Genomic DNA, 26,666 nt, shown 5'->3' on the forward strand with positions numbered 1-26,666 from the left:
TCACATACCAACCGGGCAAGTCGAGCGTCGCAGTTCTGGCCAGCACATCCGTCAAGATCTCGTTGCGGGAGAGGACCGTCTGCAAGACGTCCAGTTGCTCATCAAGGGGAAGTCGACCAATCACTGGCTCTGACTATCACGACGAGTTCGCTCAAAGCGATGAGCTGGCGATCGCGACCGCGCGGACACGCTCTCGGGTCTGCATCCCTCCGCGCACGCCCAAGTGACACTCAAACTCATCGACACTCGACGGCTGGTCGGCCCTCAACTGACATCCAGACTCATCGACAAACGACACTCGGAGAGAGCTTCGCAGCCAACAGGGCGACGCCGTCGTCGATTTCCTCGGTCCGCCAGCCCATGATGTCCAGCAGCAGTCCGTCCAGCGGCCCGCCGACGAGCGCAGCGTACGTCTGGTGCGGCAGCAGGCCGGGGTCTCAGTCGTCGTGGTCCGAGCCCTACACCCGGCCGCGCAGCAGCTGTTCATCTCCGTTCATCCGAGCAGCCTCCCAGCCGCTACTGACAACGACAGGCGCGGGCAGGTGGGTCCGGTCTGGGTGAAGGCCGGACTCACCGTGCTCACCGTGCCTTCGGCAGCGCGGCCAGAGAACAGCGGTCCTCACCGCGGCCCTTGCCGACGACCCGCCACACCGGCCCGTCGGCGCCGTGCAGGGTGAGCAGAGGCAGAGTCGTGGTCGCCACGGTGAGCCGGTAGTCCACGCTGGAAACTTGGCGGGCTCGCTCGAGGAAGGCGGCCTCCCTCGTTGCCGGGGCCGCGCGACGCTGCGCCGGGGCGAAGACGAACAGCACCGGCGGGAAGGGCCGGTTCATGGACGGCCCGCTGTAGGTCTCCTGCCAATGACTGCGCGGGGCCCGGGCGGCGTTCCCGCGCCCGGACGCGGGCGCGTTGCGGTAGGCGTCGTAGCGCTCCAGCTTGGCGACCAGGCGGGCATAGGACATGGTGCGGTCGATCTCCACAAACGCACTGGTGCCGTTGGCCAGGAGCACCACGCCGTCGGGCACCAGGTTCCCGGCCGGAGTGGGATGGGCGACTTCCACCTGCCAGTCGGCGAAGTGGGCCGCCTCCGCCTCGTGGAAGGCGACGACGGCGTCGACCAGGGCGAGGCCGTGCTCCCGAAGACCCGTCTTGCTGGCCGCGATGCGCTTCCCGGTGGTCCGGCCGGCCCCGGCGAGTTCGCCGGACTCGGCGGCTTCGGCGAGACCGGCCGAGGTGCAGTACCAGTAGCTCTGCTGTTTGCGGTGGGTCCGGCCGACCAGGGCCGGGGACTCGGCAAGCAGATTGCGCAGCGCCCGCCGGACATGGTCGGTGCCCTGCTGACGCGGCAACAGCAGCGCCTTGAGCTGGCAGGGTGTGGCCAGGCGCAGCTGGGCGAGGGTGAGCAGGACTTCGCCACGGATCTCCGCGCCGGCCTTCGCCGCCGCCTTCCGGGCCCGGGATGCTTCTCCAGGTACATCAGTACTGGGAGAAGAGGAGTTGCAACTGGCCGTGGCGGGTGAATCGGGGGTCTGATCAGCAACGACCGTCAGGCGGCGGCTTGGGGCTGCGGGGCTGGGAGCGGGGCTTACTACAGGGCTCGGAGCGGGGCTCGCCGTCGCAGCGGTGCCAGCCGGGGCCGGCGGGGTGGGTGCAGTGGTCATCGTGTCCTCGGGATTCTCCGGCCGCGCGCGGCCGGATCGGTGACAGGCCCGGCCCGCACACGCGAGGCGTACGGGCCGGAGCCACCGTGAGGAAGCACGCCTTGTCCGCGACCTGACGGCCACCGCTCCCGGGTGTCCGTTATGACCCTTGACCACCCCTTGACCGGACGGTTCGTCCGTGGCCAATGCCACACCGTCCAGTGGGAGTTCAGCCGGCGGGGCGAGTGCTGGACACCGAGGCGCCGCGTCGCCAGTCCGAGGGCTTGCGGGAACGGAACGCCTCGCCGCTCTCGATCCTGGCCTTGTTCCGCGCGAACTCCCGCTCCGCGGCCGACAGCTGGCGGGGAGCACAGACCGGGTGGCCCCAGGTCTCCCCCACCTTCGTGATGACCGTGCCCTTGTCGTAGTCCTTGAAGCAGGCCGGGCAGGTGCCGGGGTAGGCGGCCCGGACCGAGCCGCGCGGCAGCGGCACCGCCTTCTTCGCCGCGGTCTTCTTCGCGGCCGGCATCCTGCCGCCCGCCTTCTTCGCGGTCTGCGCCTGCTTGATCGCCTCGCGCTGCGCCTTGCCGGGCCTCTTCTTCGGCTGCTGGCCGCGTGCCGCCTGGGCGGCCTTCTGTGCCGGGGTCTGTCCCACGGACGGAGCATAGAACCACCGCGCCGCGTACGGCCGTGTGCCACACGCGCCGGCCTCCTGAGCCAGCGGGGCACTGGTGCGCACCGGGTGCGCGCGGCGCGATGAGTTGTGCACGATGCAGCGCACTCCCCCACCGGATGGTGCGCACCTCGTGCTGTTGGCTCCCGCACCCGGTGCGCACGATGCCGTGCACTCCCGCCGGGCGGTGCGCATCGTGGAGCGGGCCGCGCACCGGTTCACTCAGCGTGTAGGACCCAAGGGCGGGTGAGGGCGGGAGAGTTCTCCCCTCAGTGCACAGCATCGCGCACACATAAGAGGACGATGCGGGCGGTAGCGAACGAGGTCTAGGAAGAACGTCGCCGATTGCGGCCCCGACAAGGGTTGATTCCCAACTCGACAAGGGGTGCGCATCCGGTGCGGCGCATCTCGACAAGGGGTGCGCACCAGCGCACCATCCCTGCGCGCCGTCACCGTGAGTGCGTACATCGCGGTGCGGTGCGCACCGCCGGGGCGCACCGGTGCGGCGTCGTTCGGTTCATCCCCGGCGATGTCTGCGGTGGTGCACGGGCTGCCACAGCGGGTTCGGCTTGCCGCTGGGGAACTGCCGGGTACGGCGACGGCACGGCGGCAGCTTCGGAGGCGGCTACAGCGCCACCCGCAGCCGGGACGCGTCGGTGAGCTCCTTCAGTCTCGCCAGACGCTCCAGGGAGAGCGGCGGGATCGGATCAACCATCGGGGCCTCCAGGCTTCGGCTGGTCTCTCCCCGTACCCTCGCCGCCGCCCGCCGACTCTGGAGCCCGCCCTCCGGCCGCGTCCCGGCATCTGGCCCGGCGACTTCGTCCCCCGTCCCGCAGGGCGGGCAGGGACGGTGCCGCTGGACGGGCAGGGTTCACAGAGTTCAGGGGCTGCCCGACTGCGTGACGCCCTGCGTGAGTTGGCCGACGACGTCGAAGATGGTCTGGCCGAACGCTGTGGGGGCGATCAGCACGCCGAAGACCAGCACGATGAGCACGGTCAGCTGCTCGTCGTTCCGGCTGCGGGCCTGCGTACGCCGCCGCAGCCGCATGACGATGATGACCGCCAGCAGCACCGCCACATTGATCGTCAGAACCATCCGGCCAGCCCTCCCCGTCAGACCCGAACGTCCCAGCCCACAAGTAACCCCGAACCACTCCGTGCGGTGGGTCGATTACTGCTCGTTGGCGGCAAAACGCTTTTCCCCGACCGGATTTCGGGTCTTGACCAGCACCAGCACGTCGGCAACGCACTGCACCTCCATGTGTTGGCCGGTCTGGCCCCCGTCAGCGCTCGAGGCCGCCCCCTCTCCCCTGCGAGTTGCGGTTCTGGTGCTGCTGCTGGTCGACGGGACCGGCCGCGTCCGTGGCCGGCTGCTCGGAGTGCTTGAGCTGATGTGCGGCGACGGCGCGTCCACGGGCGTCGGTCTCGAGCTTGAGGGCGGCGAGCCGGGCGAGGTTCTTCGGCGTGTGCATCCATGTCGCCGGGTCGGTCGTTCGGCCCTCCAGCAGCTCGGGCATCGCGGCCTGCTGGTGGGCCTGGACGGCCGCGGCCCACTGTGTCGGGGCGAGGCTGGCGACCCTGGCCCGCTCGTACCTGCTCGACTCCCTGGGCGGTTCGCCGTCGGTCCCGGCGATCCACCACCGGTGGGGCCAGGCGAAGTCGGCCGTGTAAGACAGCTGGTCCGGCGACGGGGCCCTCCGGCCCTTCTGGGGAACGGTGAGCTGACGGGAGTGGCGGGTCAGGGCCAGATCGGCGATGGAGTCGTCCAGGCCCGGCTCGAATGCGCGGCCGCGCAGGGTCTCCAGGAGGTGTCGGCGGGCTTCGGCCAGGACGTGGCGGCGGGCGAAGGAGCGGCGCACGGTGAAGACGATCGCGGCAACGTCGACGGCGGCGAGCGCGGTGTCCACATGCGGGCCCACCCGGGCCCGGATCGCCACACCAGCAGCCCGGCGGCAGACTTCCAGCGGCCAACCGCCCTTCGTGACACCCCCGACGCAGCCCCGGACTCATCGTCCGGGGCTTCTCACCTATGTGGTCCATGGGCAATTCGGCAGGATACAAATCCCGGAATTCCGAACACCACCGTTCACGTTCGCTGCGAACGGTCGCGCAGTACGCGCCGGATGGACCCGATGACCTCGTCGATGCCGCTCGACTGCAGCCTGGCCCGCTTCGTGCTGTCGTCCTCGTCGGAGATGCCGACCGTGACACCCATGGACTGGCCGTTCGACACGCTGACCTCCAGCCGACGCCGCTGGACCTTGCTGAAGTGGACCGAGTCGTCGTCGGGCGTACGGGTGTTCAGCTGCTCCAGGGAGATGTCGGCGGGAGCGGGTGTGGTCCTGGTCGAGACGGCGACCACGTGGTTGTACTGGTACTCCTCCGTGTCCTCCTTGGACAGTCCACCCGACAGGAAGTCCAGCGAGCAGTGGAAGAGCGCGAGGTGGTGCAGGGTGGGACAGAGGACCAGGACTTCGTACTCCTGGAACCGCCACACCCCGTCGTCGCCGATTCCGAACCCGCTGAGATTCGGCCCGTACAGCACCAGCGGCCTTTTCTCCGGACGCTCGGACGGGCTCGTACCGAGCAGGGCCGCGACCGGGTCCCAGGACTGGGCGCCGATCTCCAGATGGTCCGCAGTAATGCCCAGGCGGCGCATCGCACGGTCCTCGATGACCTTCAGATCCTGAGCGAGGAGCCGGTCCATCTCACGATCGGACGGCTTGGGCTCCGCCCTCTCATAGGCATCCTTGTACTGCTTCTTCTTCAGGCCGCCCTTCACTGCGGCCCAGATACCGCCCGCCATCAGCAGCACTCCGACCAACGCGTTGCTGTTCAGGGCAATCAGCCCGACCAGCACCGCAATACCGCCGAACGCAAGCAGTGCTGTGGCAATCTGGTCGAAGCTCCGTTCCGGAGTGGGATGGAAGTACTTCTCCACCTTCTTCTCCCGCTCGGTCGCCCGGGGCCATTCCTGGCCGCTGTGCTCCTCGCGCTGAGCAGCGGCCTCAGCCTCGACGAACACGTCGGTCATGCCGCCCCTGGCGCCGTCGGCGAGCTCAAAGGTACGGCACACGTCCCGGCCCACCCCCTCCTTGTACTGGTTCAGTAGGCCGGCGTCGACAAACTCGCGCAGAACCTGGAGGCCGTCGTCAAGCGGAATGCCGGTGCTCTCCGCCACCTGCCACAGCTCGACACGTCCACGGTCGGCATCGCGGAAGAAGCGGGCGATCTCCCGCACCGTGCGGTGGTGAAGCAGTCCGCCCTGCGCACGGGTGACGAGGTCCCTGGCTGCCTGCCGACGCCGTGCCCGCGCCTTGACCTGTTCCAGCGCGTCACTGACAGTCTCAGGGGCGGAGTAGCGTGCAACGAGCCGCGCATAGGTTTCATCGCGGTCGTCCGTCTCGATGCCCTGGGTGGGGTCAGTGCTCATGCCTCCTCCTCCGTTCGCAGCACCCGCCGCAGGGTGCGGCGGGCGCAGGCGAGATTGCCGCGGGCCTGCTCGGCTGTGCAGCCGAGGACATCCGCGATCTCCGTGGGCGTCAAGTCGACGAGTGTCAACCTCATGACTTCTTGCTGGCGCGGCGGCAACGCTGTAATGGCGGCGCCGGCCATCATGGCCAGCTCCACTGCGGCGAGGTCGCCGTCGGCGACCTCCACCTCGGTGTCCAGCTGCACGTAACGCCGGTTCACCATGCGGCGTGCCGAGCGCAATGCAACCGTGCGCACCCAGGCTCGCGGCGTCCTCACCTTGGACCAGTTCAGGTACAGCTTGATCATGGCGTCGGAGGCGGCGTCCTTGGCGGTCTCCGGCGCAAACCTGTAAAAGGCGATCAGCAAAGCCAGCACCCGCGGATACTGCTCCCGGAAGAAGGCTTCATACTCGTCTTCCTCACCTCGCACCCTGGCCCTCCCGCTCTGGCCGGCCCCCGGGCCCGGTCACCCGCCTCACGACGAGAACCACAAGGGTGATCACCAGCACCAGCAGTGCCGAACAGAGCGTGATCTCCACGGACTTGGTGGTCACGTAGAGCGTACCCAGGCCGCCCAGCACCGTGTTGATGAGCAGGACAAGACCCGCCACCTCGTTCTGCCCCCCGCCGACGGGCACCGACGGCCCGCTCTCAGGCCCGGTCTGGACACAACCGGGCGGGCCCATGCCGCTGGAGGCTGGCACGGCGTCCTCACCAACCGCCGTCTCCGGCACGTCGCCTTCGCTGTTGTCAGTCATGCCTCTCAGAGCCCGTACTCCACCCCAACATGAAATGTGACCTGCATCACCAGGCGCCTCGGCGCATCCACCGCAGACCCCACATGCCATGGCAGCCTTCGCCTGGTGCCGCGTACAAACGTTGCTTCGGTGCGGCGAGGCATCAATTCGCCGGAACGGCCATCGAGTCGCCGGTGATCCGTTCCATGCGGTTCATCGCGCGGGTGCGCACCGGACGATGCCCGGTATTCCAAGTGACAACAGGCGGCGCCCCGGTCCACGAGACCGGAGCGCCGCCCGTCGAACATCGGATGCCGGGCATCGTCACCACAGCCAGGCATTGGAGTGCCGCAGCCGGGACAAGGCGCGCGCGTCGCGGCGACCAGCCGCGCTGCCGACGCGGTTCCTTCTTGAGCGTGGCCGACGGGACTGCCCGGCGAAGAAGCGCCGGTGCCCCGCCTGCTGGAGCCGCTGGCGCTGCAGGCGTAGCCGCCGCTTCTGCTCCGCCTTCGTCAGCGGCTTGCGGAGCCTCTTCCAGACCGGCTGCCAGGGCGTCGGCCCGGGCACGGCAGCACGCTCTTCGGCGCCCTGCCGTACGAGGGAGAGGACGGCCTCGATCCTCGGATCGTCGGGCGGAATGGTCATCTGACTCCTCCAGTGGGTGTGTCCGGGCCCGGGCCGGGCTGGACTCCGGGTTGCTGAGTGTGGGGCGCTGGGGCGGGCTGCAGGCGGGGTCCGTGGGCGGCGGCGCGTTCCCGCATGCCGTCCCGGAGCTTGGCGGCCATCTGGGCAGCGACGGCCTCGATCACCCGGCGGCTCTCCTCCATCGTGGCGAGGTCGGTCATCTGCTCCTGGTCCCGGACCTCCTTGCGGATAGCGCGTTGGGCACGGGCTTCTCCCCGGTCCCGCATCGAGCGCAGCGGAGCTCCGGCGGCCACGGCGACGGTGTGCGGCAGGGAGCGGGAGCCGAGCCGGTGCGAGCGGCGCACCGCGTTCACGCGGGCGGTCAGGGCGCCGGCGGCGAGGCGGGCCTTGTCGTAGCGGGACGCCGACCGGGCGCGGGTCAGCGGGCGGATCACGGCCTGGTCCTCGAAGTCGTTCGGGTACAGGGCGCGCAGATCGGCGGTCATCATCGTCTGACCGGCCGGGCGGGTGTAGTCGTCGACGGCCGTCTGCACGATGTGTTCGTCCAGGCCGGGCTCGTGGGGCCGGCCGCGCAGGATGTGGGCGAGGTGGCGCCGGGCTTCGGCGAGCAGGTGATGGCGCTTGAACGCGCCGCGCATCACGTACACCACGGCGGTGATGTCCACGGCCGCCAGCGCGATGTCGACCACCGGCCGCACCCGCGCCCACACCGCCACGGCCGCCGCCCGCACCCGCTCCGCCAGCCGGTACACCGTGCAGGCGCCGAACGCCCGGATCGCCGACTGCCGCCAGCCGTCGCGCAGCTCGGACAGCGACCGCGGCACCTTGCGCTTCGGTGGGCGGGTCCGGTCGGCGGCCTGCCGGTCCAGCGCTTTGGCGACCCGCTCCCCCGGCGGGTGCCCGTGCGTCTCTTCGTAGTCGGCGATGAGGATGGGCAGCGCGTCCGCGATCTGCTGACGGCGGGTCGACTGCCAGCCGATGAGCCGCTGGTCGATCCCTGCGATCTCAAGGACCGGCCTCCTGCCGGGCGTCACCTCGCGCGGCTCCCACGCCCACCCGAGCCGGGCGGACACCTCCTCCATGAAGTAGAGGGTGAAGAGAGTGTCGGCCGCGACGATGTGCTCCAGCATCGAGTCCGCGGAGAAGTTGCCCCACGTCCCCTTGCCGTCCGGGCGCTGGGCACGGATGGAAATCACCGCATGATCGTGAAGCAACGGTTTTGCGGCTCTGGACTCGTAGTGCCGGAACACCGCGACGATCAGCCCGTCCTTCACCGGGCGGCGGTGCTTGCCGCCGCTCCCCCAGCGGATCTCCGCGACCGCCTTCTCCACCCACGCCAGCGTCTTGTCCCGGGCGATGTCCTCGCACAGCTCCAGCACCCGGCGGGTGGCGTCGTCCATCAGCGCCCACGCGATCTGAGCGGTCGACGGCGCCCGGAACGTCAGATCCATGGCCAGCCAGGGCGACCGTTCCTTCGCGTTCTCGGTCTCCGGCGACTTGTTGTGCTCGATGGGCCTGCCCAGCACCGTCGCCCGCCGCGCCTGCGCCGGGCTCTTGCCCGCGTCCAGGAGCTCGCGCTCGATCCGGTCGGCGTCCGGGTGCCGGCCCTCCCCCAGGAGCAGTTCGGCCTGCCGCTCGGTCACCACGTCCCCGGCCGCGAGACCTAGCGCGGCCAGACCCTGGCCCTTCCAGATCCCGGGCGGGACACCCGCTTCGTCCTGGGCGTCGCGCAGCGGCTTGCCCGCCGGGCGGTGGCCGTCGCCGACCATCACGCCGTTGCAGTAGTACGGCCACCCGCCCGGGCCGATCTTCGCTTCGCTGATTGTCACCCGGTCATGGAAACCCGCCCGTGACCTGCGGGAAAGCGTGATCCCGGGTGCTTCCCGCCGGGCGGGAGGCCATCACCAAATCTTTTCCGTAGAGCCCGTCAGGCGGGCCGCCACGTCAGCCGCGGACGGTCCCCGGTCGCCGGAACGAGGTGATGCGAGCCCGCTACGGGGACGCCTACCGGCCTCGTGCGAATACTGCGGGACAGAGCAGCCACCCACAAGCAGCCGACTCACCGTCAACCAGTGCACACCCACGTACCGCTGTACCGGCTGCGAGGCCACCCGGTCACAGCAGCAGGCCGACTCGATGTGCACCTTCTACGAGACCTGACCGGGCCGTGTCCATTCGCAGGAGACCCCTCGGCAAGCACCAACAAGGCCCGCAGCTACCCTCGAATCACCGTTAAAGAACGCCCGCTTCCATGGCTTGGTACTCGGGTCGCCCTACGGGAGTCCGGCTGGAGTGAGGGGTAGTCGAAGGTCGGTGACCGCGACGGGGCCGGTCCCCCTCTCTGAAGACCAGCCCCGCAGCGCGTTCGTGCAGTTACTTGGTGGCGGCCTGCTCGGCGAAGGGCTGCACGAGCTCAACCAGTCGGGCGGGGTCGCGTTCCAGTCCCTTGATACTCAAGAACCGGATCAGGTCGAAGAAGGCGTCGTCCGCCATCTTCGAGTCCAGGAGCATCGCGAGGGAGCCGGGCTCGTCGTACGGCAGCCTGCGGACCGGCCGTTCCTTATCGGCACTGTTCTCAGCGGCGGCCGGTGCCGAGGAGTCTGCCCGGGGCTCCGGTACCGCCTGCGCGAGTGCTCGGTTGTCAGCGGTCTGCCCTGTCTGCTCACTCGATGGTGGGCCGTTCGGCTCGTCGTCTCCTATTACGTCGTAATAGTCATCGGAGTTCACGCTCTCCCGAGCCGCAGACTCAGTGCTTCTTCCCGGCTTCCTTGGGCCGCGCTCCTTCTTCAGTGCTTCCTTGCGGGCTCGTTCATCCTTCAGGTCTCTGAGCACTGTCTCCTGTTCTGCCGCCGGCTTGTTTCCCACGGCTCGCAACAGGTCGATGGGCTCTTCGCCGATCCTGGCCTGGAGTTCGGGTGTGAGATTGAGCAGAGCGAGGCGTTGTGAGACCCACCCCTGGGAGCGGTGGAGCCGCTTGGCCAGAGCGGTCTGGCTGCCGTGGATCGCCAAGAGGCGTTGGAGAGCTCGGGCTTCGTCGAGCTCTTCGAGGTCTTGGCGGTGGATGTTGGCAACGAGGGCGGATTCGAGAAGTTCCTCGGAAGTAGTGCCCTGGTCGTCGCTGACCATGATCTTGACGGTGTCGAGCTGTGCTTCGCGGGCGGCGGCAAGGCGGCTGCTGCCGTCGACGACGACGTGGGTGGTGTCGGGTTCGAGGTCGCCCTCGCGCTCCGGGTTGGCCTTGATGTAGGCGTCACGGTTCATGACTGTGATTGCCTGCTTCTGGCCGTGGGTCGTCAGGCTGCCTGCGAGGTCGGTGAGGTCCCCGAGGACGGAGCGGGGGTTGTCAGGGTTGAGGCTGATGCGGTGGACCGGGAGTTCGGTCGGCGCGGCGACGCCTTCGGTGGGCACGCCGGTGGCTGCGGCGACTGCCTGGCGGCGCGCGCTGAGGGCCTGGCTCTGGCCGCCGAAGCGGCCAGCACCGAGCTGATCGGCCTTGCTCATGAGATCTCCCGTGCAAGTGCGCGCATGCCGATCGCCTGCTGTGATTTGGGGGCGTAGGACAGCAGGGGCTGCTTCATCCGCACGGCCTCCTTCTGTTCCTTGAGGTCTCCGATGAGTCCGACGACCCGTGGATCCTTTATGTCGACCCAGCCCTGAAGGGATGAGGTGGCGATGTAGCCGCGGCGGCCGTCGTAGAGGTTGACGACGATACCCAGGTAGTCGATGTCGATCTGGAGGTCGCCGCGCAGGTCGTCGATCTGGTTGGTGAGGAGTCCGTAGGCGTCGGCGGAGCTGTCTTCGGCCTGGACAACGATCAGGGCGCCGGACTGGCCGGGCTTTTCGCCGTCACGGCGGCGTCCGTAGTAGGCGGCAGCGTCCATGCTGAGGCCAAGGCTGGGAGGGCAGTCGACAAGGATGACGTCGTAGTCGGCCTCGAGCGGCGCGAGAGCGCGTTCCAGGGCGGCTTCACGGGCTCGCACGGCGGAGAGGCGCACGTCGAGCAGGAATGCGTCGTTGCAGGCGGGCAGGAGGTGGAGTCGGCCGCCGAAATTTTCGTCGTCGATGGAGACGATGAGGTCGCGGAGGTCTCCCTTGGGATCGCCTGCCATGTGGTTGGTGAGGCTGTCCCCGTTCATCGGCAGGGGTACTGCGCCCAGCTGGTTGGTGAGGTGACACTGCGGGTCGAAGTCGACAAGCAGCACTCGCAATCCGGGGCCCGGGAGATTCTCGATGTCGAGAGGGTCGTCTCCACTCGGCATGGATTCATCGGCTCGGGTTTCGCTCGCGCGGAGAGCCTTGGTGAGCGCCTTGGCGACCCGTACCGCGTGCAGGGTGTTGGGGTCTTCGGCCAGTGCTTCGCCGGTGCCGGCGGTGATGGCTGTCTTTCCGACACCGCCCTTCTGGTTGCAGACGACCATGCGTCGGGTGATCGCCGGGCGCGCGACGTGCGGGGCGGGGTTGGCGTCGAGCCACAGCTGGACGGCCTGGGCCAAGCCTTGGATGAGGGAGACGTTCCGGTCTGCGGCGACGCTGCGGAATGTGTCCCACTGGCCGTCAGGCAGGAAGGTGGAGAAGGAGTCCGCGCCCGCGGTGTCGATGGTTGCGGGCGTGGCGGCCAGGTTGCACCAGTCGGTGATGCCCAGTTCAACGGCGACCTGGATCTCGATGCCGTGTTGGGCGGCCCTGACTTTGAGGTTCTGCCGGAGCCATCCCGGCAGCTTGGAGACGACCTTCTCGCGGTCGCCGGAGGTGGCTGGAGAACTCATGGAGGACACCTTACTAACGTCCATGATCCTTAGTCGCATCAACACGTTAGTTATGGGAACTTGTTGAGGCGTCAGTCTCTCCGCGGGGGAGACCGCGACCTATTACGCCGTAATAGCTGTGACGCCAGCGCGTCTCGGTTGCCTGGCCGATGTGCAGCGGTCGCCTCGGGAGGCCGCAGTCGGATCAGGGCGTGGCGTAGAGCAGGATCCCCGGAAAGTCCGCCAGAAAGTCCGCCTATCCACCTGCCTGCAGGGAGTGTTGGCGGCACAGTGTGATCACGGCGGTGTCCCAGCAAAGGGGATCGGATGACACTCGACTCGAATCTTGTGGACGACCTTGAGTCCGCGATCGGCCACTACGTGACGGCCGTTGCCGTGAAGCTCTTAGCCGAGGGGCTTCCGGTGAAGTCCATTCACGCGTACGGCCACTACGACGACACGACTCAGCAGGAGAGCGACGACGTCGAAGGGGGAATCGACTTCGGTTCCGCGTTCCAGCAGAGTGTCTTTCCTGGTGGCGAGGCAGGACTCCACTGGGCAGGCGCATCGGGCTGGTGCCTCTTCCTCATCCCGAACAGCGGTGGCGGGCTGTATGGCGGAGCGCGCTGGCTTGGCGCGGGACTGCTGCCTTCCCCCGAGCGGGTGGCCGCGTTCGTCTCCTCCGCGCAGTTGGACGCCCGCAGTGCCGGCAGTGCCGAGCGGCCCTTCTACCGCACCCCTCGGGAGAACCTCCCCGAGCTGTTGAAACGGCTGGAGGCATTCGCCCCCGAAGACGAGCTCCGCGAGCACGACTACGAGTACCGCTTCAGGTCGTTGCAGGGCCAGGCGTACCGGCAGCGCGTGATCGATGCCCTGGTGTCCGGGGAAGACGCGATCGTCGATCTGCCGATCCGGCGCAGCGAGTTGCAGGCCGTGCTCCACTTGCTGGACTACGCCGAAGCAGCCGACTCCACCACGAGAGGCCCGGAGGACTTCGTGGCCCCCGTCGCTGCCGACCTCACCCAGCGGATCGGGCGCGACTACGGCAGCGTGCAGGCGCACCAGCAAGCTCTGGAGCATGCCCAGGAGGTACAGCGGGCGATCGAGGAATACCGAAGCAGGAAGGAACTGGAAGAGGAGTAGCGCCGCCCGGGGATGCCCCTGGAAACACAAAGAGGCCTTGTCCCACCCGGAGTTCCGGGTGGGACAAGGCCTCTTTGCGCGCACCCGCCGTCTATCCGACCGTGTTCGTCTCGGCCGCCTTCTTCCGTGCTTCCAGCAGCCCTACTTCGGCGTGGCGCTGCTGGAGGTGTTCCTGGGCGATGGGATCGGTCAGGAGCGTCTTGACCAGGTCACTCTGGTACTCCATGCCGACGAAGACCCCCTTGTGGAAGCGGCAGGAGTCCTGACATTCGGCGCAGGCCTCGCAGTCCTCCCAGGACCGGTCGTCGTACGGTGCGGTTTCCGGGCCGGGACGTGCCTCGGGTGGCAGGCGGGTAAGGCTGTTGTCGCGGGTGAACAGGTCGTCCCGCCAGGTGTCGGGCAGGTCGGCGAGGTAGTCCGCGAGCGCGGCCGCGGTCTGGGGGTAGTGGCTGTAAAGGGAGGCCCACAGCCGGTGAGCCTCGGTGTCCGGGTCGAAGCGCGGCGGAACCTGGTCGGCGTCCCGGGCGTGCGCCTGGGTCTTCTTGCGCCGCTCCTCCCAGGTGGTGGTGTCGATACCGGCCTCCACGGCCGCGCCCAGGATCTGGGTGTCATGGATGTACTCGGGGTTGAGCAGCTGCGCGGCAAGGTTCTCGGCTGCGGCGGGGTCTCGGCGGGCGAGCGCGGCGACGGCCTGGTCGGTGAGGTAGGCGTTGCGGCGGGTCCAGAAGTCGGCGTTGCAGTAGGCGCTGCCCAGCATCCGTAAGCGGAGCCGGGCGAGTTGAGTGGTGTGGTCGGTCATGAAGGGCCCTTCGTGAGGGTGTTGGTGCTGGCGGTGCTGCGAGGCGGCCGGAGAGGTATCGACGGCTGGCCCGCAGGTTGGGGCGGGGTGGTTCCGTGCCCGCATGGTGGCGGGCACGGCGCTCCGGTGATGGCTGCTACTTGGTGGTGGTGGCTGTGTGTGCGGTGGAGGCGAGGAAGGCGGCCAGGGCGCGGGGCTGGTCGGTGGCTTCGAGCGTCCACAGCCGGATGGGCGTCTGGTCGACGGTCGTGTCGATGAACGTCATCCGCCACCACAGCCACTCGGGCAGGCCGGTCTGCTGGTGGGGCTCGGTGGTGCCGTAGCCGCTGGCGCCCGTGGTGCGTGCGGTGGTGTTCAGGGCCTGCGCCCAGGACCGCAGGGCGGGCTTGTCCTCGACCTGGATCAGGGCGGCCGGTCCGAGGCCGCGCACATGCGCGACGTCCACCGACGTGGCGGGGAGGTCGGGGTGCGCGGCGAGCAGGGCGTCGGCCGCCTTGGAGGCCAAGGTGTGAGGGCTCGGGTGGGGGATGGTCATGGGTTCCTCGGGTGGGGGCTGTCGGTCGGAGCGCTGCGGGTGAGGCCTCGGAACGGCCTGACGACGATCGATCCGTCAGCACGGCGGATCGCCACGTTGCGCGGCCCGGCGGCGGGTCGCCGACCGGGCCACTGGAAGTGCAGCCAGTCGCCGGTGACGTCGGGAACACGGCGGGCGCAGTACGCGATGAGCACGGTGACGGGCTGGCCGCGCTCGAGGTACACCCGGCCGGTCATGCCGCTCACCGGGCCGGGATGGCGTCGTGGTGGCGGCCGTCCAGGAGTCGTCCGGCCTGGGTCTTGCCCACGCGGCGCATGCGGACCGCGTCGTGCGGGGCGGGTGCTTCCCGCTCCGTCCAGTTCCGGCCCTGGGTGTCGATGAGGGCGAGGCGTCCGTGGTCGTGTCCGTGGTCCTCGGGTGCGAACTGCCCCCACTGTTTGAGGAAGAACGGCACTCCGGCCCATGCGCACTGATCACGCAGGTGGCGGGCCCACTGTGGGTGCATGGGGCGGGCCCGGGGCCCGCTCTCTCCTCCCGCGATGACCCAGTCGATGCCGTGGAGGCCGTTCTCGCAGCATCCGGCGGCGTGGACGTAGGAGGTGGTGAGACCGTGACCGCGTTCGCTGCCCATGGTGATGACGGCCCGTTTGAGGTTGACGGGTCCCAGCAGGGGTTCGCAGGAGAGGAACCGTACGGCGGCCGGGGTGCCCAGCAGGGCCGGGATGCGGATGTCGGCCCACTTCTGGTCTTCGACCGAGACGCCCAGCCACACGTTGGGCAGCGGCTGTCCGCCCAGCATCGCGCCGACAGCGAGCCAGTCCTGCTGACAGCCGGAGAGGTGCTCCCGGCCCTGCTCCGCCACGAGATGCCAGAACGCCGGGCCAGACAGCAGCGTCTTCATGCGGCCGTGCCGCTTCGTGAGGACCTGGTAGGTGTGCTGCGGGGTGAGCGCCATGACGGCGAACACCTGGGCGATGTAGTGGTCGGGGATGTCGGTGTGGAACAGGTCGGACATGCTGTCGAGGAAGACGCGGCGCGGGGTGCGCCACGTCATCGGCAGCCGCAGCCGGTCCGGCCGCAGCGTGATGTCGAAGCCGTTCTCGAAGTGGTGGCCGGCGGTGCCGCGCCACCGTTCGGCGAAGGTTTCCGCGTAGCAGTTCGTGCAGCCGTCGGAGATCTTCGTACAGCCGGTGACCGGGTTCCAGGTGCTGTCGGTCCATTCGATCGACGTGCTGTCAGCCACGGCCGTCCCCTCCGTCCACGGGGTGGGTGTAGCGGATGGGCTTGCCGAGGCTGCGGGCGTATTCGATCTCGCGGCGGGTGCTCTCGCCGATGTAGCCGCCGGGGTTGACCACGAGGACGTCGTCGGCGAGGTCGATCTTCCGCAGGTGCAGGTCGTCCAGGACCTGTTTGAGGCGGTCGGTCTGGGCGGGGTCGGACCAAAGGGGGTGGGGCTGCTTGAGGTTGCAGCCGGGCGCGAGGACGATCCGGCCGGCCGCGGTCTCGTACAGGTTGGCCTCTTGGAACTGCTCCCAGTACCTGGTGGATCCGCACAGCACGACGATCTTCGGACGGTGTGCGGCCTTCTGTTCGCGTGCGTATCCGTCGGTGCCGAGGGCGGTGAGGCGGTGGACGGTCTTCCAGAATGCGCGGGCAGTCATGCGATTCCTCGTCTCTGGGATGTGGGTTCTGACGTGCTGGAGAGGTGATGGGCTGGTCGTGTGGTGCTGCGGGGCGGCCGGAGCGGTGTCGACGGCCGCCCCGCAGGCAGGGTGGCGCCCGTGGCCCGGGCGGGGTGGTTCAGCCGCTGATGCTGGTGAGGCGGATCGGCATGACCAGGCCCCGGAAGACGTCGGCCTGGTCGACGCCGTGGACGAGGGCGGGCTTGGTCGCGGTGGTGAAGTTGAACTGTGTGACGGGCCCGCCGATCTGCTGGAGGGTCTTGAGGAGCAGGCCGGGGTTGAAGGCGATGGTGAGCGGTTCGCCTTCGAGGTCGGCGTGGACCTGGTCGCGGCCGCGGCCCTTGTCGTCGGTTCCGGCGCGCACGGTGATCTGTCCGTCGGTGACTTCGAGGACCATCGGGTCGGCTTTGCCCAGCAGCGGCTGGATGTGCTTGATGGCGTCGATCAGGGCTTCGGTGCCGGTGGTGGCGACGGACTCGAACTCGGTGGGGAACAGGGCTGCGTACTTGGGGAGTTCGCCTTCGATGAGGCTGCTGGTGGCCCACCGGCCGGGGACGCTGATGGCGAACTGGGACTCGGTGATGGTGAGTTGTGCCGTGTCGGTGTCGGCGAGGATGCGGGCGGCGTCGCGCACGGCATCGGCCGGTACGAGCACGTTGCCCGCGACGCGAGGTTTGTTCTTGCCCTTGCCCTTGGCGCCCGGGTTGGGGGTCCAGGGCATGTCGGCGACGTGGAACGAGTACCGGTCGGTCGCCGACAGCGTGAGCGTGGTGTCGCCGAGGCCGAACTGGACACCGGTCAGGGTCGCGATGGTTTCGTCGGTGCAGGCGGCCACCGCGACTGCGGCGCCGGCTGCGGCCAGGGCGGGGCCGTCGACCGTGCCGCTCGCGGCGGAGATCGTCGGCAGGGTCGGGTAGTCCTCCAGCGGCAGGGTCGGCAGGAGGATGTGCGCGGTGCCGCAGGACAGGGCGAGGTCGGTGCCGTCCAGGGCCAGCGTGGTGGGCTTGCCCTTAGGGAAGGCCTTGACGATGTCGGTGAAGACGCGGCCGGGGACCAGGAGCGTGCCGGGCTCGCACACCTCGCAGTCCTCAGCCGCGCGGGCGGAGCGGTAGTGGTCGTACCCGGCCAGGGTCAGGGTGTTGTCGTCGGCGGCTTCGAGGCGCATGCCGGCCATGACCGGGATGGGCGGGTTGCCGGGGACGGCGCGCAGCGCCCACTGGGCGGCGTCGGCGAGCTTGTCGGTGTCGATGGTGAGCTTCATCAGGGCCTTTTCGTCGTGGCTGCGGGAGCGTGAAAGGGGCCGGGCGGGCCGCCTCGAGGTGGAGGCGGCCCGCCCGGGCCGGTCGATGCTGATGGGCCGCGCGGTGGCGGTCTACTGGTCGTTGTCGTCGATGCCGGTGACGGGGATGTCGCCGAACAGGTCGTCCAGGGCGCGGGTGACCGCGAGCCGGTCCTCGGGCCGGGTCTCATCAAGGACGGCCCGGGTCAGTTCGGTGAGATCCAGGGCGTCGAAGTAGTCGGTGAGTTCGGCGATGGTCAGCGGGTCCAGGCTGGGACCGGTCTGCGGGGGCAGGCTGGCGAGCATGGCGGCCATCGCGGTGACCGCGCTGGCGAGTTCGTGGGTGGTGGCCGTGGTGATGTCGATGATGTGGCCGTGGGTGACGTCCAGGGCGTTGTCGTCGACGGGGCCGATGACGAGGCGTATCCCGGGCTGGTCTCCGTGCTGGTGGGGGAGCGCGGCGAGCGCTTCGGCCAGGGCCTGGACCGCCGCGGGCCGACCGCCGTGGTCTGCGGTCTCCGGTGCGTCCGGCTCAGCGTCGTCTTCTTCTGGCAGAGACTGCTCCAGCTCCAGCGCCACCTCCCACAGGACCTTGAGGTCGTCGACGTCCAGCCGGATGTGGCCGTCGGCGGTGTCGGGGAGGGTGAGGTGCCCGGTGACACGCAGCAGGTCACCGGTCTGGCACCTGAGCACCCTGTCCGCGAGGGCCGGGTCGCTGGTGGTGCACGGGATGATCGCTTCTTGTTCCTCGGTGCAGTCGTCGGGGGATGAGGTCAGCCGCCAGGAGGCCGTACCGGGGCGGGTGCAGGACACGACGCTGCGGTCCAGGTAGCCGGTGAGAGCGAACGGTATGTGCTCCATCTCAGCCCACCTCCGCGAACGCAGCGCCGTTGTGGACGGCGTTGTAGGCGATGACGACGTCGTTGGACAGGGCACCGCGGTCAGCGACCCGCAGCCCGTTGGCCTTGGCCCACCGGCGGATCGTCTCCCGGTCACCTCGGGGGCGGACCGGCTCGTTCTTCAGCGCCGGTGCGACGGCCAGGGCGGGCACGGCCGGTACGACGGCCGTGAGGTCCTCGCCGCCGACGGCCTGCTGGAGTTCCTCACGCGCGCGGGCGAGTTCGTTCTCCAGCGCCGCGACCTTGGCCTTGGCCTGGTCGATGACGGCGGCGTTGCCGCGTCGGCGGGCGAGTTCGGCGAGCGCGTCGCGGGCCTGGGCGGCGAGGTGCCGGCTGCGGGCGTCGTGCTGTTCGCCCCAGACCAGCAGTTCCTCGGTCCGGTCACAGGCCGGGTCACTGTCGAAGCCGTCGACGCTGTCCGGGTCGGCCGGCTCGGTGGGCGCTGGGGCGTCGGCCGGTCCGGCTTCCTCCTGCGTGGCGCCCGGCGCGTCCCCGTCGGCATCGGCGCTGGGGGGTGTGGTGTCGCCGGGGGCGGGCTGGGTGTCCGGGTCGGGTCGTCCGGCGAGGGCGAGGGCTTCGGCGAGTTCGGCCTCGGACAGGTCGACGGTCTCCAGGACGGTCGCGATGTCGGTGCCCTCTTTGAGCATCGAGACCGCCACGGCGAAGAAGGCGTTGGTGGTCGGGGCGGAGGTGGTCATGGGGTCTCCCGTGGCGGGGTGGTCGGTGGGGGAGGGAAGCAGCGCCAGCAGCGGCACGAGGTCGTCCTCGGTGCCCGGCAGCCCGATGGCGTCCAGGAGGTCGGCGAGGTCGTCCTTGTCGCGGGCGTTGCGCGCAACGAGGCGGGACACGGCAGCGTCGTGGCCGGCGGTGTCTTCCGATTCCGGCTCCAGGGTGAGAGCCGAGGTGTCGAGGGCTTCAGCCCAGTCGGTGAACTTGCCGCCCATCACGCCGCCTTCACGGCGGCGAGCCGCCCGGACAGGTACGGGTTGGTGTAGGCGATCTCGCGCAGCAGCTTCTGGGTGGGCTTCCACAGGCGCTGGGCACCGCGGGCCGGGACGGGTGTGGTCAGCCGCTGCACCTGGGCGAGCTCCCAGTGGAAGCAGCCCTCTTGGGACCAGGGCGTGCACGCGCCGTCGTCGGCGTGGATGCCGGTGAGGTCGGCGATGGCGACCACTGCACCGCGCACCAGCTCGTAGCCGTCCAGGGTCTCCCGTACGGCATCCAGGGTCAGGGCCTGGAGGTCGACTTCGGATCCGGCGTGGATGAGCAGGGTGCCGCGCCAGCGGGTGGTCCACACCCTGTTCTCGATGCGCTTGGCGACCTGGTCGTCCTCGAGGGCGATCAGGTCCGACCAGGGCGGCCGGATGGTCATGCACCGGATCGGGGTGAGGTCGTGGTCCGGCGCGGTGTGCGGCCGGCTGGAGACCGCGGCGAGCTTCTCGTAGTTGGTGCGCTGTTGCTGGGGGGTCAGCGGCAGCGTCCCGGCCGGGGTGCGGGTGCGGAAGTACTCGCCGGTGGGGATGGCTTCGCGGGACAGCCGGGCGTACGGGGTGGTGTCCGCGACGGGGGAGAAGGTCGTCATCGCAGGTCCTCCGAGGCGAGGGGGTGTGCGGTGGTTCCCGTGCGCCCGAGGCGCCGGCCGTTGACGGTCGGCTCGCCTGCGTGCTTCGGGGTGGCGATGCGGTACAGGCCGGTGCGCTCCCGCTTGTGCTCGTACATCGCGCCCTCGGCTCCGCGCAGCACGTACGTGTAGTCACGGGAGTTCAGGTCGCTGGGGCTGGACGCGCCGATGGACACCGCGACGTCGACGGCCTGGCCGTCGACGTCGACGCTCTGGTGGAGCAGGTGGTGCAGCTGCTCCAGGCGCCGGGCGCGGTCGGCGGCGGGGCAGGTGAGGACGGCGGCGAGCTCGTCACCGTGCAGGCGCGCGGCGATTCCGTCGTCGCCGACCCACTGCTGAAGGCGTTCGGCGACGGCGATGATCAGCGCGTTGCCGGTGTCGTGCCCGAGGCGGTCGTTGACGGCCTTGAAGCCGGCCATGTCGAGGAACACGAGCATCGCCTTGTCGCCGTGGCGGTTCAGGCGGCGGGTCGCGTGCTGGACGTAGCCGGGGCGGGCGTGCAGGCCGGTGAGCGGGTCGCGGCGGGCCGACGCCAGGCGTCGGTGCAGCGCGATGGCGTGTACGGTCCAGCCGGTCAACGGCACAGCGGCGGTGGTCAGTATGAGTGCGCGCTGCCCGAACAGGGCCCGTGTGTGCAGGGCTGAGCCCATAATGAGGATCTCCCTCTCGTCTCGTACGGGGTGGGTTGGGCCCGGGACGGGCGGTTGGTTTGGATGCCTTGTCGTCCGTCCCGGGGCGGAGCTACAGCCCGAAGGTGCTGAGGCTGGTCCAGCTGTAGGGGCTCTTCCAGCGGTCTGCGGTCGCTGCGGGCCAGTCGGGCTCCCAGCCGGGCCGGTAGCCGCGTGCTCCCCAGCCGTCCGGTCGGCTGCCGGGGATCGCGAGTCCGGCCTGCTGTGCGGAGCGCGCCGCGTCGTAGGCCTCGTGCGCGAGCCGTACGGCGGTGCCGGGGCTGTCGGCCTGGCCGGTGAACACGTGCACCCCGCGCAGGCCTTGGCGGGTGTTGCTGATCGGGACGTCGACCTCGTAGTACGGCAACGGCCCATCTCCTTCCTGTGATGGGGCTGGTCGGATGCCCTGGCCCGGGCGGGTCAGGGCCGGGAACGGGAAGTGGCGTGTGTGCCGGTGGTGTCGGTTCCGGCGAGGCCCGTCTCGCACAGGAAGGCGTCGTCGTGGCGTACGCCCTGGGGCCACAGGCCGGAGCAGGGGCGGTTGTCGAGGATCACGTGGCCGCCCTCGGCGAGCATGTGGCGCCACCAGGCGAAGGGGCGTTCCTCGTAGGGGACTTGCTGGTCGTTCTCCCGGATCGGGCTCATGGTGTAGGCGGAGAGCGCGCCGGGCTGGCCGTCGGTGGTCTTCCCGGTGGTGCCGATGGTCACGAAGGCGAGGCAGTGCCGGCAGGAGCAGTGGACGTGTTCCACGTAGCCGGGCGGGTGGGTTCCCCAGGCCGGCCAGTGACCGGTGCGGCAGTTCCAGCCGTCGCGGCGGGCCTGGCGCACCGATTCGCGGCAGGACAGGCAGTGTTTCGTGGGGGCGGGGCCATCGTGCTTGGCGATCATCCGCTCGTACAGGGCGCGGGTCGGCGGCATGCGCCACAGGATCCAGGCGGCGCCGAAGCCCCAGTCGGGACGTCCGCGGCTGTCGCTGCCGGGCAGCATCTCCGGCCCGGTGGAGGCGTCGAAGGCTCGCTCGTACAAGAGACCGTCCGCACGCGTTCCGGGCGTCCAGGCGCCGTCCGGGAGGGCGGCGGCGATGACGGCTGCGGCCTCCTGTGCCCGTTCGCGGCTGAAGTACGGGAACGCGGCCACTTCCTGGCCGCACGGGGTGGAGATGATCCAGGACTGGGCGCCCGCCCGGGCCTCGCTCTGCCGCCAGGGCTGGGTGCGGTCCGGGTACGGGGAGGACCAGCCGGTGTGGACGACCAGGCCTCCGGGCTGGAGCCAGCCCGTACCGGCCGCCAGCGCTGCTCCGTCCGGCCCGGCGGGGGTGAACGTGATCTGTACCGGCTCGGTCGGCAGCACCCCGTGTGCGCCGGTGGGTGCGCCGGTCGGGTCGGGCAGGGCGCGGTCGGCGGGGCCGGGGGCTTGCCGTAGCACGGCGTCGGAGGACATGACGAAACTCCGTTCCTGCCCGCGAGGGCGGATGAAGGGAACACGGGGGAGGGGAGGCGGAGGGCGGGCTCTGGGTGTCGGCCCGGGAGTTCGCCTTGTGCTGTGGTGGTTGAGGGGCCACTGCGACCGCCCCGGATCCCGCCAGGTGGCGGGGGCCGGGGCGGCACAGAGTGCGCTCAACGCGGGGGTTCAGTGGGTTGTTTCGATGGCGTTCCGCAGGTGTGCGCGGGCCCGCGACAGGGCCTCCCGCTGGTCGCCCGTGGGACCGTTCAGCGCGTCGGTGAGTTCGGTGACGGCATCGACCAGGTCCTCACTGACGGGGTTGACGCCGTCGCGGACGCGTGTCACCAGGTCGATGAACTCGTTCGGTGTCGGGTCGTGCGGCGCGTCCTCGGAGATGAGCGCGGCGAGATCCCGGCTGAAGCAGGCGCTGAGCGCGGCGAACATGTTCCTGGTGGGCTGGCGAGCGGCCACAGGGTCTCCTTGGTAGTCGAGTTGGAGGGTGATGGGCCGCCGGGGGCAGCCCGGCGGCCGTGTGGACGGTGCTGCGCGGCGTCGACGTACGGAGGTCGGTCGCCGGCCGAAGCGGTGGGCTGTGGGGTGTTCGTGCGGGAGCGGGATGGTCAGCTGGTGCTGCCGGACTCGATGTGCGTCATCCGGTCGGCGATGACCAGGAATTCGGCTCCGAGGCCCGCCGAGGCCAGGATCACGCGGAGGATCGAGGCGAAGCCGTCCCGCTCGGTGGGGTTGAGGCGGTCCCACACGGCGTGTGCGTCGCCGTGGACGCCGACGGCCTTCAGGTAGGCCTCTTCTGTGAGGGTGTACGCGGCTCCGCACCGGCCGCACCGGTAGGTGGCCTGGTCCCAGCCGCAAGCAGTAGACGTGTCGGGCTCCGTAGTCATCCGTGGACCGCTTCCATCGCCTGTGCTTCCAGGTCGGCGTGCCCTTCGGGGTCGTCTTCCTGCCTGCTGTTGTTGGCGTGGTCGTCGGCCTCCTGGTCGATGTCTCCGAAGCCGCCGTGGACGGTGCAGACGATGTCGGGGTCCTGGTCGCGGTCGCCGGACAGCGCACTCCACAGGTCGGTGACCGTGTAGGCCGGGGCCCACGCCTCGCCCTCGCATTCGTCGTCGAAGGGGCAGGGCAGCAGGACCTCGAAGCCGACGCTGCCTTCGCCGTCGATGTCCGTACGCAGGGCGAGGGTGAGGTACTGCTGGCCGATGCGGATCTCCGCGACGCGGTCGTCCCCTGCGAGGGGGGAGCTGTCCTTCCACCGCCACAGCGGCAGGAGTTCGGGGCCGAAGAACCTGCGGGGCAGGATCAGGTCGCCCAGACCGTCGCTGCCGCCCGTGCCGAGCTCCCGGATCCGGATGTCGCTGATCTGGCTGAGGAAGGGCTCCAGCCGGTAGAGGCTGTCGGAGAAGACGACCTCGTTGAAGCCTTCCGCCCGCAGGTTCGAGTGGGAGTGGACCATGGCCTGGTGCTGAGTGGTGACCGTGTCCCCGGGCACGCTCCGGTTGGCGGGCCGGTCCTGCTGCCGCTCGATGCATACCGGCAGCGGGGTGGGGACGAGGACGGCGATGACCGGCATGCCGTGGCGCTTCGCGGCGTCGACCAGCGGGGCCCTGTCCTTGGCGTAGACGGACGTGGCGTCGACGACCGTGTTGAGCCGGCGGGCCATCCTGCGGTCCACGATCAGGTGCATCGCTTCGACGGCGTCGGCGGTGGCCTCCTGCGCGCCGCAGTCGTCGGTCATGACGCCCCGGAGCTTGTCCAGGCTGACGACCTGGTGCTCCGGCCAGGTGCCGGCGAGCGTGGACTTGCCGGCACCGGATGCTCCGATCAGCACCAGGAGCGCGTTCTCGGGCAGGTCCGGGTAGAGGGGGGCGGTCATACGGCTTCTCCTTGGGGGTCAAGGGCGCGGGCTGCCCAGATCAGGAGCTGCCCGGCGTTGTCGGTGATCAGGGCGGCAGCCTCGTGCAGCGGGCAGGAGGCGTCGCCGTCGCGGTCCGGCTCGATCTGCGCAGCCCGGCGTGCGGCGGCGGTGACCAGCTGCGCCACGGCCGCGATGAGGCCGCCGGGCTGGTCGGTGTCCTCGATGAGTTCGCGCAGGATCGCGGCGAGCCCCGCCGGGTCGATGTCGTCGGCCTGGAGGTCGTCCTCGATCTGCTGGAGTGCGAGCTGGGCGATGCCGACCGAGGCGCGCACCCGGTCCAGGCGGGTGCGGGACCGGGTGGTCACCGGCTGGTCGCCTTGGTGGTGGCGATGAGGGCGGCGACGGTCTCCCAGCCGTGGTGCCAGGCGGAGTCGAGGTGGAAGGCGCCGTTGATGCCGAAGTCGGCGAGGCGGTAGAAGCCGCCCTTGCCGGTCTTGGTGGCGATCGCCTCCAGGGCGCCCTCGCCCGGCACCCGGCGGTCGGCGATGTAGTGCGTGCCCAGCGACAGGGCGAGCCCGGCCACGGCCGCGCCCGGGTGCACCTTGATGCCGAGGGCGCGGGCTCCGAGTCCGGCGACGATCGCCTGGGTGGCGGTGTAGGTGAGGCAGTGGTGCAGGCACGCCGTACGGCCGTCGGCGGTGCCGTGGACGGTCTTCTCGTCGGTGACCGGGTCCGCGTAGGTGACCGGGAAGTCGTCGGAGGCACCCTTCACACGGGCGCAGTAGTCGCTCTGGACCCAGAAGTCACCGATCGCGCTGGCGGCGCGGGTCAGTCCGAGCAGGGCGGCGAAGGCGGCGGGACGGTACATGCTGGAGTTCTCCTGATCTCGCAGAGGGTGAAGGGGAGTTGAGCGCTGGTCAGCTGGTCGGGGCGGCACGGGGATCCGTCAGAAGGGCGGTTCGTCGATGCCCGTGGAGCGAGGCAGGAGGCGCAGGGATACCTCGCGCCGCTCTGCCCAGCACCAGCAGGCCTCCATGTCCGGGTACGGGCCGCTCGTCCACCAGCCGCCCTCGCCCCGGCAGTCGGGACAGTCGGGGCGGGGGAGCGGCTCCAGCCGGATGCCGTACGGGAAGCGGGTCAGCCGCCAGTGGCCGGCCTTGAGAGCAGTGGCGGCCACCGTGACCGTGAGCGGTACGGCGGCCACGAGCAGCAGGGCGGTTCGGGCGCGCACGGCTCAGACGACCGGGGACGGCTGGACGTCCGGCCGGGTACTGCTCCCGGAGATCGCGGCCGGGGCGGGGTTCGCCTCCAGTTCCATGCGGACCAGGCTGTCGGCGGTGTGCGGGATACCCAGGCGGTCCTGCTCACGGACCGCGTCGGCCGGGTCGCTGAACGCGGCGTACGGCACCCGGCCGTTCATCAGGACGTACACAATGCCGAAGTCCCACGGGGTGATCCATGGTGCGGTGGCGTCCACTCGGAGGGTGGCGAACGTCCAGGGATAGTCGAGCGCGCGGGCAAGGTCACCGCGCTCGGTGTACGTGGTAGCGGGCCCCCAGCCGTCAGCAGGGGCGCCCTGCCGTTCGGCCTCCGCCTTGGCTGCTGCCTCGGTGGCGTGGGCCGACTGCATTCGGCCGCAGCGGTAGAGGAAGGTCACCTTCTGCGGCTCGGTCAGGTCGCGCATCGCCTTCAGCCCGGCGCGGCCTTCGGCCGTGTCGGCGAGGCGGAACTGGTCGGCGTTTGCCAGCAGGATGCGGGCGGCGTGGTAGCCGGCGGCGTCGGGCGGGAGGCCGGTGGCCATCAGCGCGGCGATCTCGTCACCGGCCCGGCGGAGGCTGTCGAGCTGGGTGCGGAGGTTCTCGATCGTCCCGTCGCGCTCCTCCAGGAGCTGCTCCAGGTTGGAGTTCTTCTGCTCGAAGTCGCCTGCCCTGCCGCGTTCCTGGGCGAGTTCGCCTTCCAGGCCGGGGACACGTTTCGCGGTCTCCACCGCCTGCTTGTAGGTGCGGCGGGTCGACCCGCGAATGATGCTGATCATGGTTTTTTCCCTATGTGGTGGTGTTCGGTTCTCCTGATCCGCCCGGCCCGCCAAGCGGCGGTACGGGCGGGTCAAGGCAGTCGGCAGCGCTCGGGGCGCTGCCGGGTCAGGCTGCGAGCCGGTGCGCGGGCGAGGAGGTGGGCGCGGCGTAGCTGGTGGGGTCCGCCGGTGTGCCGTCGTGGCACTGCAGGCAGCACCCCAACTTCTTGGAGAGGCAGCTGTAGAAACGCCTCCCGCATTCGCCGCAGGTCTGGCGAGCCGCCATCGCCCGGTCCAGCGCCCACTCCTGGGCGAGCGTCGGGATCCGCTTGGGCTTCGCCAGATCGACGCGGAGCAGGAAACCGCGGGTGGGGTGGTTGCAGGACAGCCACGGCCGGTAGGAGCACCACTTGCAGCGCACGATCGCGACCGTGCCCCTGTTGCTGCCGGGGCTGAGGCCCATGTCCCGTAACTGGCGCCGCGTGGCCAGGCCTTCGGGGACCGCGCCGCGGTCGTACTCGGGCAACAGGGCTCTGTTGCGCGGCACCTGCTTCTTCTCGCGGGGGCGGCGCTTCTTCCGGGGGCGCGGCATCACTGTTTCCAGGTGCTGGGCAGCCGGGCGGGTCGCTTGGGGTAGCGGGGTCCGGGGCGGTGGGGGCGGGGCCGGCCGATCCGGCGGCGCGGTCGGGGAATGAGCACGGGCAGGTCCTCCAGACGTCGGTGGGCAAGCAGCGCGCCCCGCGGACGCGTTGTGCGTCGGCGGGGCGCGGGATGGTGCTGGCGGCCGGTCGGCCTGGTCCTC

32 protein-coding genes and 1 pseudogene are annotated in these 26,666 nt (G+C 70.1%); 1 reads left to right on the forward strand and 32 read right to left on the reverse strand.

Going from position 1 to position 26,666, the window contains the following annotated elements:
- Positions 1 to 317: 317 nt before the first annotated feature.
- The 12 genes and pseudogenes from CW359_RS46770 to CW359_RS31610 form a co-directional block, all read right to left on the reverse strand.
- Positions 318 to 497: pseudogene (locus tag CW359_RS46770) on the reverse strand (hypothetical protein); the annotation flags it as partial.
- Between the two features lie 82 nt (positions 498 to 579).
- Positions 580 to 1,659 carry a replication-relaxation family protein gene (locus CW359_RS31555; protein ID WP_105973613.1) on the reverse strand — a complete coding sequence of 360 codons (1,080 nt, stop codon included), beginning with the start codon at positions 1,657 to 1,659 and terminating at the stop codon, positions 580 to 582.
- Positions 1,660 to 1,867: 208 nt separating this feature from the next.
- On the reverse strand, positions 1,868 to 2,293 hold the full coding sequence (locus tag CW359_RS31560) for a hypothetical protein (RefSeq protein WP_198655462.1): 426 nt from the start codon (positions 2,291 to 2,293) through the stop codon (positions 1,868 to 1,870).
- An 898-nt stretch (positions 2,294 to 3,191) separates the two neighbouring features.
- A complete protein-coding gene (locus tag CW359_RS31570) occupies positions 3,192 to 3,407 on the reverse strand; it encodes a hypothetical protein (RefSeq protein ID WP_105973614.1) in 216 nt (71 codons plus the stop codon).
- Between the two features lie 187 nt (positions 3,408 to 3,594).
- Entirely contained in the window at positions 3,595 to 4,248 is a 654-nt protein-coding gene (locus tag CW359_RS46775) for a hypothetical protein (protein WP_232838692.1), read from the reverse strand.
- 149 nt (positions 4,249 to 4,397) lie between these two features.
- Positions 4,398 to 5,744 (reverse strand): hypothetical protein, encoded by a 1,347-nt coding sequence (locus CW359_RS31580; protein WP_105973615.1) that lies wholly within the window; start codon positions 5,742 to 5,744, stop codon positions 4,398 to 4,400.
- Positions 5,741 to 6,214 carry an RNA polymerase sigma factor gene (locus CW359_RS31585; protein ID WP_105973616.1) on the reverse strand — a complete coding sequence of 158 codons (474 nt, stop codon included), beginning with the start codon at positions 6,212 to 6,214 and terminating at the stop codon, positions 5,741 to 5,743. Before CW359_RS31585 ends, CW359_RS31580 begins: the two co-directional genes overlap by 4 nt.
- Positions 6,204 to 6,542: a hypothetical protein gene (locus tag CW359_RS31590; RefSeq protein ID WP_105973617.1), complete on the reverse strand. Its 339-nt coding sequence runs from the start codon at positions 6,540 to 6,542 to the stop codon at positions 6,204 to 6,206. Before CW359_RS31590 ends, CW359_RS31585 begins: the two co-directional genes overlap by 11 nt.
- A gap of 303 nt (positions 6,543 to 6,845) precedes the next feature.
- Complete coding sequence (locus CW359_RS31595; RefSeq protein ID WP_105973618.1) at positions 6,846 to 7,166, reverse strand: hypothetical protein; 321 nt, start codon at positions 7,164 to 7,166, stop codon at positions 6,846 to 6,848.
- Entirely contained in the window at positions 7,163 to 8,935 is a 1,773-nt protein-coding gene (gene mobF, locus CW359_RS31600; protein WP_105973698.1) for a MobF family relaxase, read from the reverse strand. Before mobF ends, CW359_RS31595 begins: the two co-directional genes overlap by 4 nt.
- 604 nt (positions 8,936 to 9,539) lie before the next feature.
- Positions 9,540 to 10,667: a ParB/RepB/Spo0J family partition protein gene (locus tag CW359_RS31605; RefSeq protein ID WP_105973619.1), complete on the reverse strand. Its 1,128-nt coding sequence runs from the start codon at positions 10,665 to 10,667 to the stop codon at positions 9,540 to 9,542.
- On the reverse strand, positions 10,664 to 11,932 hold the full coding sequence (locus CW359_RS31610) for a ParA family protein (RefSeq protein WP_105973620.1): 1,269 nt from the start codon (positions 11,930 to 11,932) through the stop codon (positions 10,664 to 10,666). Before CW359_RS31610 ends, CW359_RS31605 begins: the two co-directional genes overlap by 4 nt.
- A 306-nt stretch (positions 11,933 to 12,238) precedes the next feature.
- Here CW359_RS31610 and CW359_RS31615 point away from each other — a divergent pair, with 306 nt between their 5' ends.
- Positions 12,239 to 13,054, forward strand: a complete 816-nt coding sequence (locus CW359_RS31615; protein WP_105973621.1) for a DUF6292 family protein — start codon at positions 12,239 to 12,241, stop codon at positions 13,052 to 13,054.
- A gap of 91 nt (positions 13,055 to 13,145) precedes the next feature.
- Here CW359_RS31615 and CW359_RS31620 read toward each other — a convergent pair whose 3' ends face one another.
- The 20 genes from CW359_RS31620 to CW359_RS31710 all read right to left on the reverse strand — a co-directional run bounded on the left by CW359_RS31620 (position 13,146) and on the right by CW359_RS31710 (position 26,456).
- On the reverse strand, positions 13,146 to 13,853 hold the full coding sequence (locus CW359_RS31620; RefSeq protein WP_105973622.1) for a hypothetical protein: 708 nt from the start codon (positions 13,851 to 13,853) through the stop codon (positions 13,146 to 13,148).
- Positions 13,854 to 13,989: 136 nt separating this feature from the next.
- Entirely contained in the window at positions 13,990 to 14,388 is a 399-nt protein-coding gene (locus tag CW359_RS31625) for a hypothetical protein (protein WP_105973623.1), read from the reverse strand.
- The gene (locus tag CW359_RS31630; RefSeq protein WP_157968675.1) at positions 14,385 to 14,633 is read right to left on the reverse strand and encodes a hypothetical protein; all 249 of its coding nucleotides are present in this window, start codon (positions 14,631 to 14,633) and stop codon (positions 14,385 to 14,387) included. Before CW359_RS31630 ends, CW359_RS31625 begins: the two co-directional genes overlap by 4 nt.
- Positions 14,630 to 15,631 (reverse strand): DUF5131 family protein, encoded by a 1,002-nt coding sequence (locus tag CW359_RS31635; protein WP_105973625.1) that lies wholly within the window; start codon positions 15,629 to 15,631, stop codon positions 14,630 to 14,632. The genes CW359_RS31630 and CW359_RS31635 overlap by 4 nt, the downstream gene beginning before the upstream one ends.
- A complete protein-coding gene (locus tag CW359_RS31640; RefSeq protein WP_105973626.1) occupies positions 15,624 to 16,049 on the reverse strand; it encodes a hypothetical protein in 426 nt (141 codons plus the stop codon). The genes CW359_RS31635 and CW359_RS31640 overlap by 8 nt, the downstream gene beginning before the upstream one ends.
- Positions 16,050 to 16,188: 139 nt before the next feature.
- On the reverse strand, positions 16,189 to 17,331 hold the full coding sequence (gene dnaN / locus CW359_RS31645) for a DNA polymerase III subunit beta (RefSeq protein WP_105973627.1): 1,143 nt from the start codon (positions 17,329 to 17,331) through the stop codon (positions 16,189 to 16,191).
- A gap of 111 nt (positions 17,332 to 17,442) precedes the next feature.
- Positions 17,443 to 18,210: a hypothetical protein gene (locus CW359_RS31650; protein ID WP_232838693.1), complete on the reverse strand. Its 768-nt coding sequence runs from the start codon at positions 18,208 to 18,210 to the stop codon at positions 17,443 to 17,445.
- A gap of 1 nt (position 18,211) precedes the next feature.
- Positions 18,212 to 19,192, reverse strand: a complete 981-nt coding sequence (locus tag CW359_RS31655; protein WP_105973628.1) for an Lsr2 family DNA-binding protein — start codon at positions 19,190 to 19,192, stop codon at positions 18,212 to 18,214.
- Positions 19,192 to 19,830, reverse strand: coding sequence for an ASCH domain-containing protein (locus tag CW359_RS31660; RefSeq protein WP_105973629.1), 639 nt, complete (start codon positions 19,828 to 19,830; stop codon positions 19,192 to 19,194). Before CW359_RS31660 ends, CW359_RS31655 begins: the two co-directional genes overlap by 1 nt.
- Positions 19,827 to 20,519, reverse strand: a complete 693-nt coding sequence (locus tag CW359_RS31665) for a GGDEF domain-containing protein (protein ID WP_105973630.1) — start codon at positions 20,517 to 20,519, stop codon at positions 19,827 to 19,829. The genes CW359_RS31660 and CW359_RS31665 overlap by 4 nt, the downstream gene beginning before the upstream one ends.
- A 91-nt stretch (positions 20,520 to 20,610) precedes the next feature.
- Positions 20,611 to 20,904, reverse strand: a complete 294-nt coding sequence (locus CW359_RS31670) for a hypothetical protein (protein WP_198655463.1) — start codon at positions 20,902 to 20,904, stop codon at positions 20,611 to 20,613.
- A gap of 53 nt (positions 20,905 to 20,957) precedes the next feature.
- Entirely contained in the window at positions 20,958 to 21,977 is a 1,020-nt protein-coding gene (locus CW359_RS31675; RefSeq protein WP_105973631.1) for a hypothetical protein, read from the reverse strand.
- A 189-nt stretch (positions 21,978 to 22,166) separates the two neighbouring features.
- Complete coding sequence (locus CW359_RS31680; protein ID WP_232838694.1) at positions 22,167 to 22,451, reverse strand: hypothetical protein; 285 nt, start codon at positions 22,449 to 22,451, stop codon at positions 22,167 to 22,169.
- A gap of 149 nt (positions 22,452 to 22,600) precedes the next feature.
- The gene (locus tag CW359_RS31685; RefSeq protein WP_105973633.1) at positions 22,601 to 22,879 is read right to left on the reverse strand and encodes a hypothetical protein; all 279 of its coding nucleotides are present in this window, start codon (positions 22,877 to 22,879) and stop codon (positions 22,601 to 22,603) included.
- A complete protein-coding gene (locus CW359_RS31690) occupies positions 22,876 to 23,868 on the reverse strand; it encodes an ATP-binding protein (protein ID WP_105973634.1) in 993 nt (330 codons plus the stop codon). Before CW359_RS31690 ends, CW359_RS31685 begins: the two co-directional genes overlap by 4 nt.
- Positions 23,865 to 24,215, reverse strand: coding sequence for a hypothetical protein (locus CW359_RS46015; RefSeq protein ID WP_198655464.1), 351 nt, complete (start codon positions 24,213 to 24,215; stop codon positions 23,865 to 23,867). Before CW359_RS46015 ends, CW359_RS31690 begins: the two co-directional genes overlap by 4 nt.
- Positions 24,212 to 24,718 (reverse strand): hypothetical protein, encoded by a 507-nt coding sequence (locus CW359_RS31695; RefSeq protein WP_105973635.1) that lies wholly within the window; start codon positions 24,716 to 24,718, stop codon positions 24,212 to 24,214. The genes CW359_RS46015 and CW359_RS31695 overlap by 4 nt, the downstream gene beginning before the upstream one ends.
- 78 nt (positions 24,719 to 24,796) lie before the next feature.
- Positions 24,797 to 25,081: a hypothetical protein gene (locus tag CW359_RS31700; protein ID WP_105973636.1), complete on the reverse strand. Its 285-nt coding sequence runs from the start codon at positions 25,079 to 25,081 to the stop codon at positions 24,797 to 24,799.
- Positions 25,082 to 25,084: 3 nt separating this feature from the next.
- Complete coding sequence (locus CW359_RS31705) at positions 25,085 to 25,885, reverse strand: hypothetical protein (protein ID WP_105973637.1); 801 nt, start codon at positions 25,883 to 25,885, stop codon at positions 25,085 to 25,087.
- Between the two features lie 106 nt (positions 25,886 to 25,991).
- Positions 25,992 to 26,456 carry an RRQRL motif-containing zinc-binding protein gene (locus CW359_RS31710; protein WP_105973638.1) on the reverse strand — a complete coding sequence of 155 codons (465 nt, stop codon included), beginning with the start codon at positions 26,454 to 26,456 and terminating at the stop codon, positions 25,992 to 25,994.
- Positions 26,457 to 26,666: the final 210 nt, after the last annotated feature.

Source organism: Streptomyces geranii (assembly GCF_002954775.1).
GTDB classification, from domain to species: Bacteria; Actinomycetota; Actinomycetes; order Streptomycetales; family Streptomycetaceae; genus Streptomyces; species Streptomyces geranii.

Bases quoted from the DNA above. Each gene is read 5' to 3' on its own strand.
- CW359_RS31605 (WP_105973619.1), bottom strand. From the start codon at position 10,667: ATGAGCAAGGCCGATCAGCTCGGTGCTGGCCGCTTCGGCGGCCAGAGC.
- CW359_RS31660 (WP_105973629.1), bottom strand. From the start codon at position 19,830: ATGACGACCTTCTCCCCCGTCGCGGACACCACCCCGTACGCCCGGCTG.
- CW359_RS31685 (WP_105973633.1), bottom strand. From the start codon at position 22,879: ATGACTACGGAGCCCGACACGTCTACTGCTTGCGGCTGGGACCAGGCC.
- CW359_RS31615 (WP_105973621.1), top strand. From the start codon at position 12,239: ATGACACTCGACTCGAATCTTGTGGACGACCTTGAGTCCGCGATCGGC.
- CW359_RS31705 (WP_105973637.1), bottom strand. From the start codon at position 25,885: ATGATCAGCATCATTCGCGGGTCGACCCGCCGCACCTACAAGCAGGCG.
- dnaN (WP_105973627.1), bottom strand. From the start codon at position 17,331: ATGAAGCTCACCATCGACACCGACAAGCTCGCCGACGCCGCCCAGTGG.
- CW359_RS31555 (WP_105973613.1), bottom strand. From the start codon at position 1,659: ATGACCACTGCACCCACCCCGCCGGCCCCGGCTGGCACCGCTGCGACG.
- CW359_RS31595 (WP_105973618.1), bottom strand. From the start codon at position 7,166: ATGACCATTCCGCCCGACGATCCGAGGATCGAGGCCGTCCTCTCCCTC.
- CW359_RS31625 (WP_105973623.1), bottom strand. From the start codon at position 14,388: ATGACCATCCCCCACCCGAGCCCTCACACCTTGGCCTCCAAGGCGGCC.
- CW359_RS31650 (WP_232838693.1), bottom strand. From the start codon at position 18,210: ATGGAGCACATACCGTTCGCTCTCACCGGCTACCTGGACCGCAGCGTC.
- CW359_RS31665 (WP_105973630.1), bottom strand. From the start codon at position 20,519: ATGGGCTCAGCCCTGCACACACGGGCCCTGTTCGGGCAGCGCGCACTC.
- CW359_RS31710 (WP_105973638.1), bottom strand. From the start codon at position 26,456: ATGCCGCGCCCCCGGAAGAAGCGCCGCCCCCGCGAGAAGAAGCAGGTG.
- CW359_RS31580 (WP_105973615.1), bottom strand. From the start codon at position 5,744: ATGAGCACTGACCCCACCCAGGGCATCGAGACGGACGACCGCGATGAA.
- CW359_RS31640 (WP_105973626.1), bottom strand. From the start codon at position 16,049: ATGACTGCCCGCGCATTCTGGAAGACCGTCCACCGCCTCACCGCCCTC.
- CW359_RS31620 (WP_105973622.1), bottom strand. From the start codon at position 13,853: ATGACCGACCACACCACTCAACTCGCCCGGCTCCGCTTACGGATGCTG.
- CW359_RS31610 (WP_105973620.1), bottom strand. From the start codon at position 11,932: ATGAGTTCTCCAGCCACCTCCGGCGACCGCGAGAAGGTCGTCTCCAAG.
- CW359_RS31655 (WP_105973628.1), bottom strand. From the start codon at position 19,192: ATGGGCGGCAAGTTCACCGACTGGGCTGAAGCCCTCGACACCTCGGCT.
- CW359_RS31570 (WP_105973614.1), bottom strand. From the start codon at position 3,407: ATGGTTCTGACGATCAATGTGGCGGTGCTGCTGGCGGTCATCATCGTC.
- mobF (WP_105973698.1), bottom strand. From the start codon at position 8,935: ATGGTCGGCGACGGCCACCGCCCGGCGGGCAAGCCGCTGCGCGACGCC.
- CW359_RS31590 (WP_105973617.1), bottom strand. From the start codon at position 6,542: ATGACTGACAACAGCGAAGGCGACGTGCCGGAGACGGCGGTTGGTGAG.
- CW359_RS31695 (WP_105973635.1), bottom strand. From the start codon at position 24,718: ATGTACCGTCCCGCCGCCTTCGCCGCCCTGCTCGGACTGACCCGCGCC.
- CW359_RS31675 (WP_105973631.1), bottom strand. From the start codon at position 21,977: ATGTCCTCCGACGCCGTGCTACGGCAAGCCCCCGGCCCCGCCGACCGC.
- CW359_RS31690 (WP_105973634.1), bottom strand. From the start codon at position 23,868: ATGACCGCCCCCCTCTACCCGGACCTGCCCGAGAACGCGCTCCTGGTG.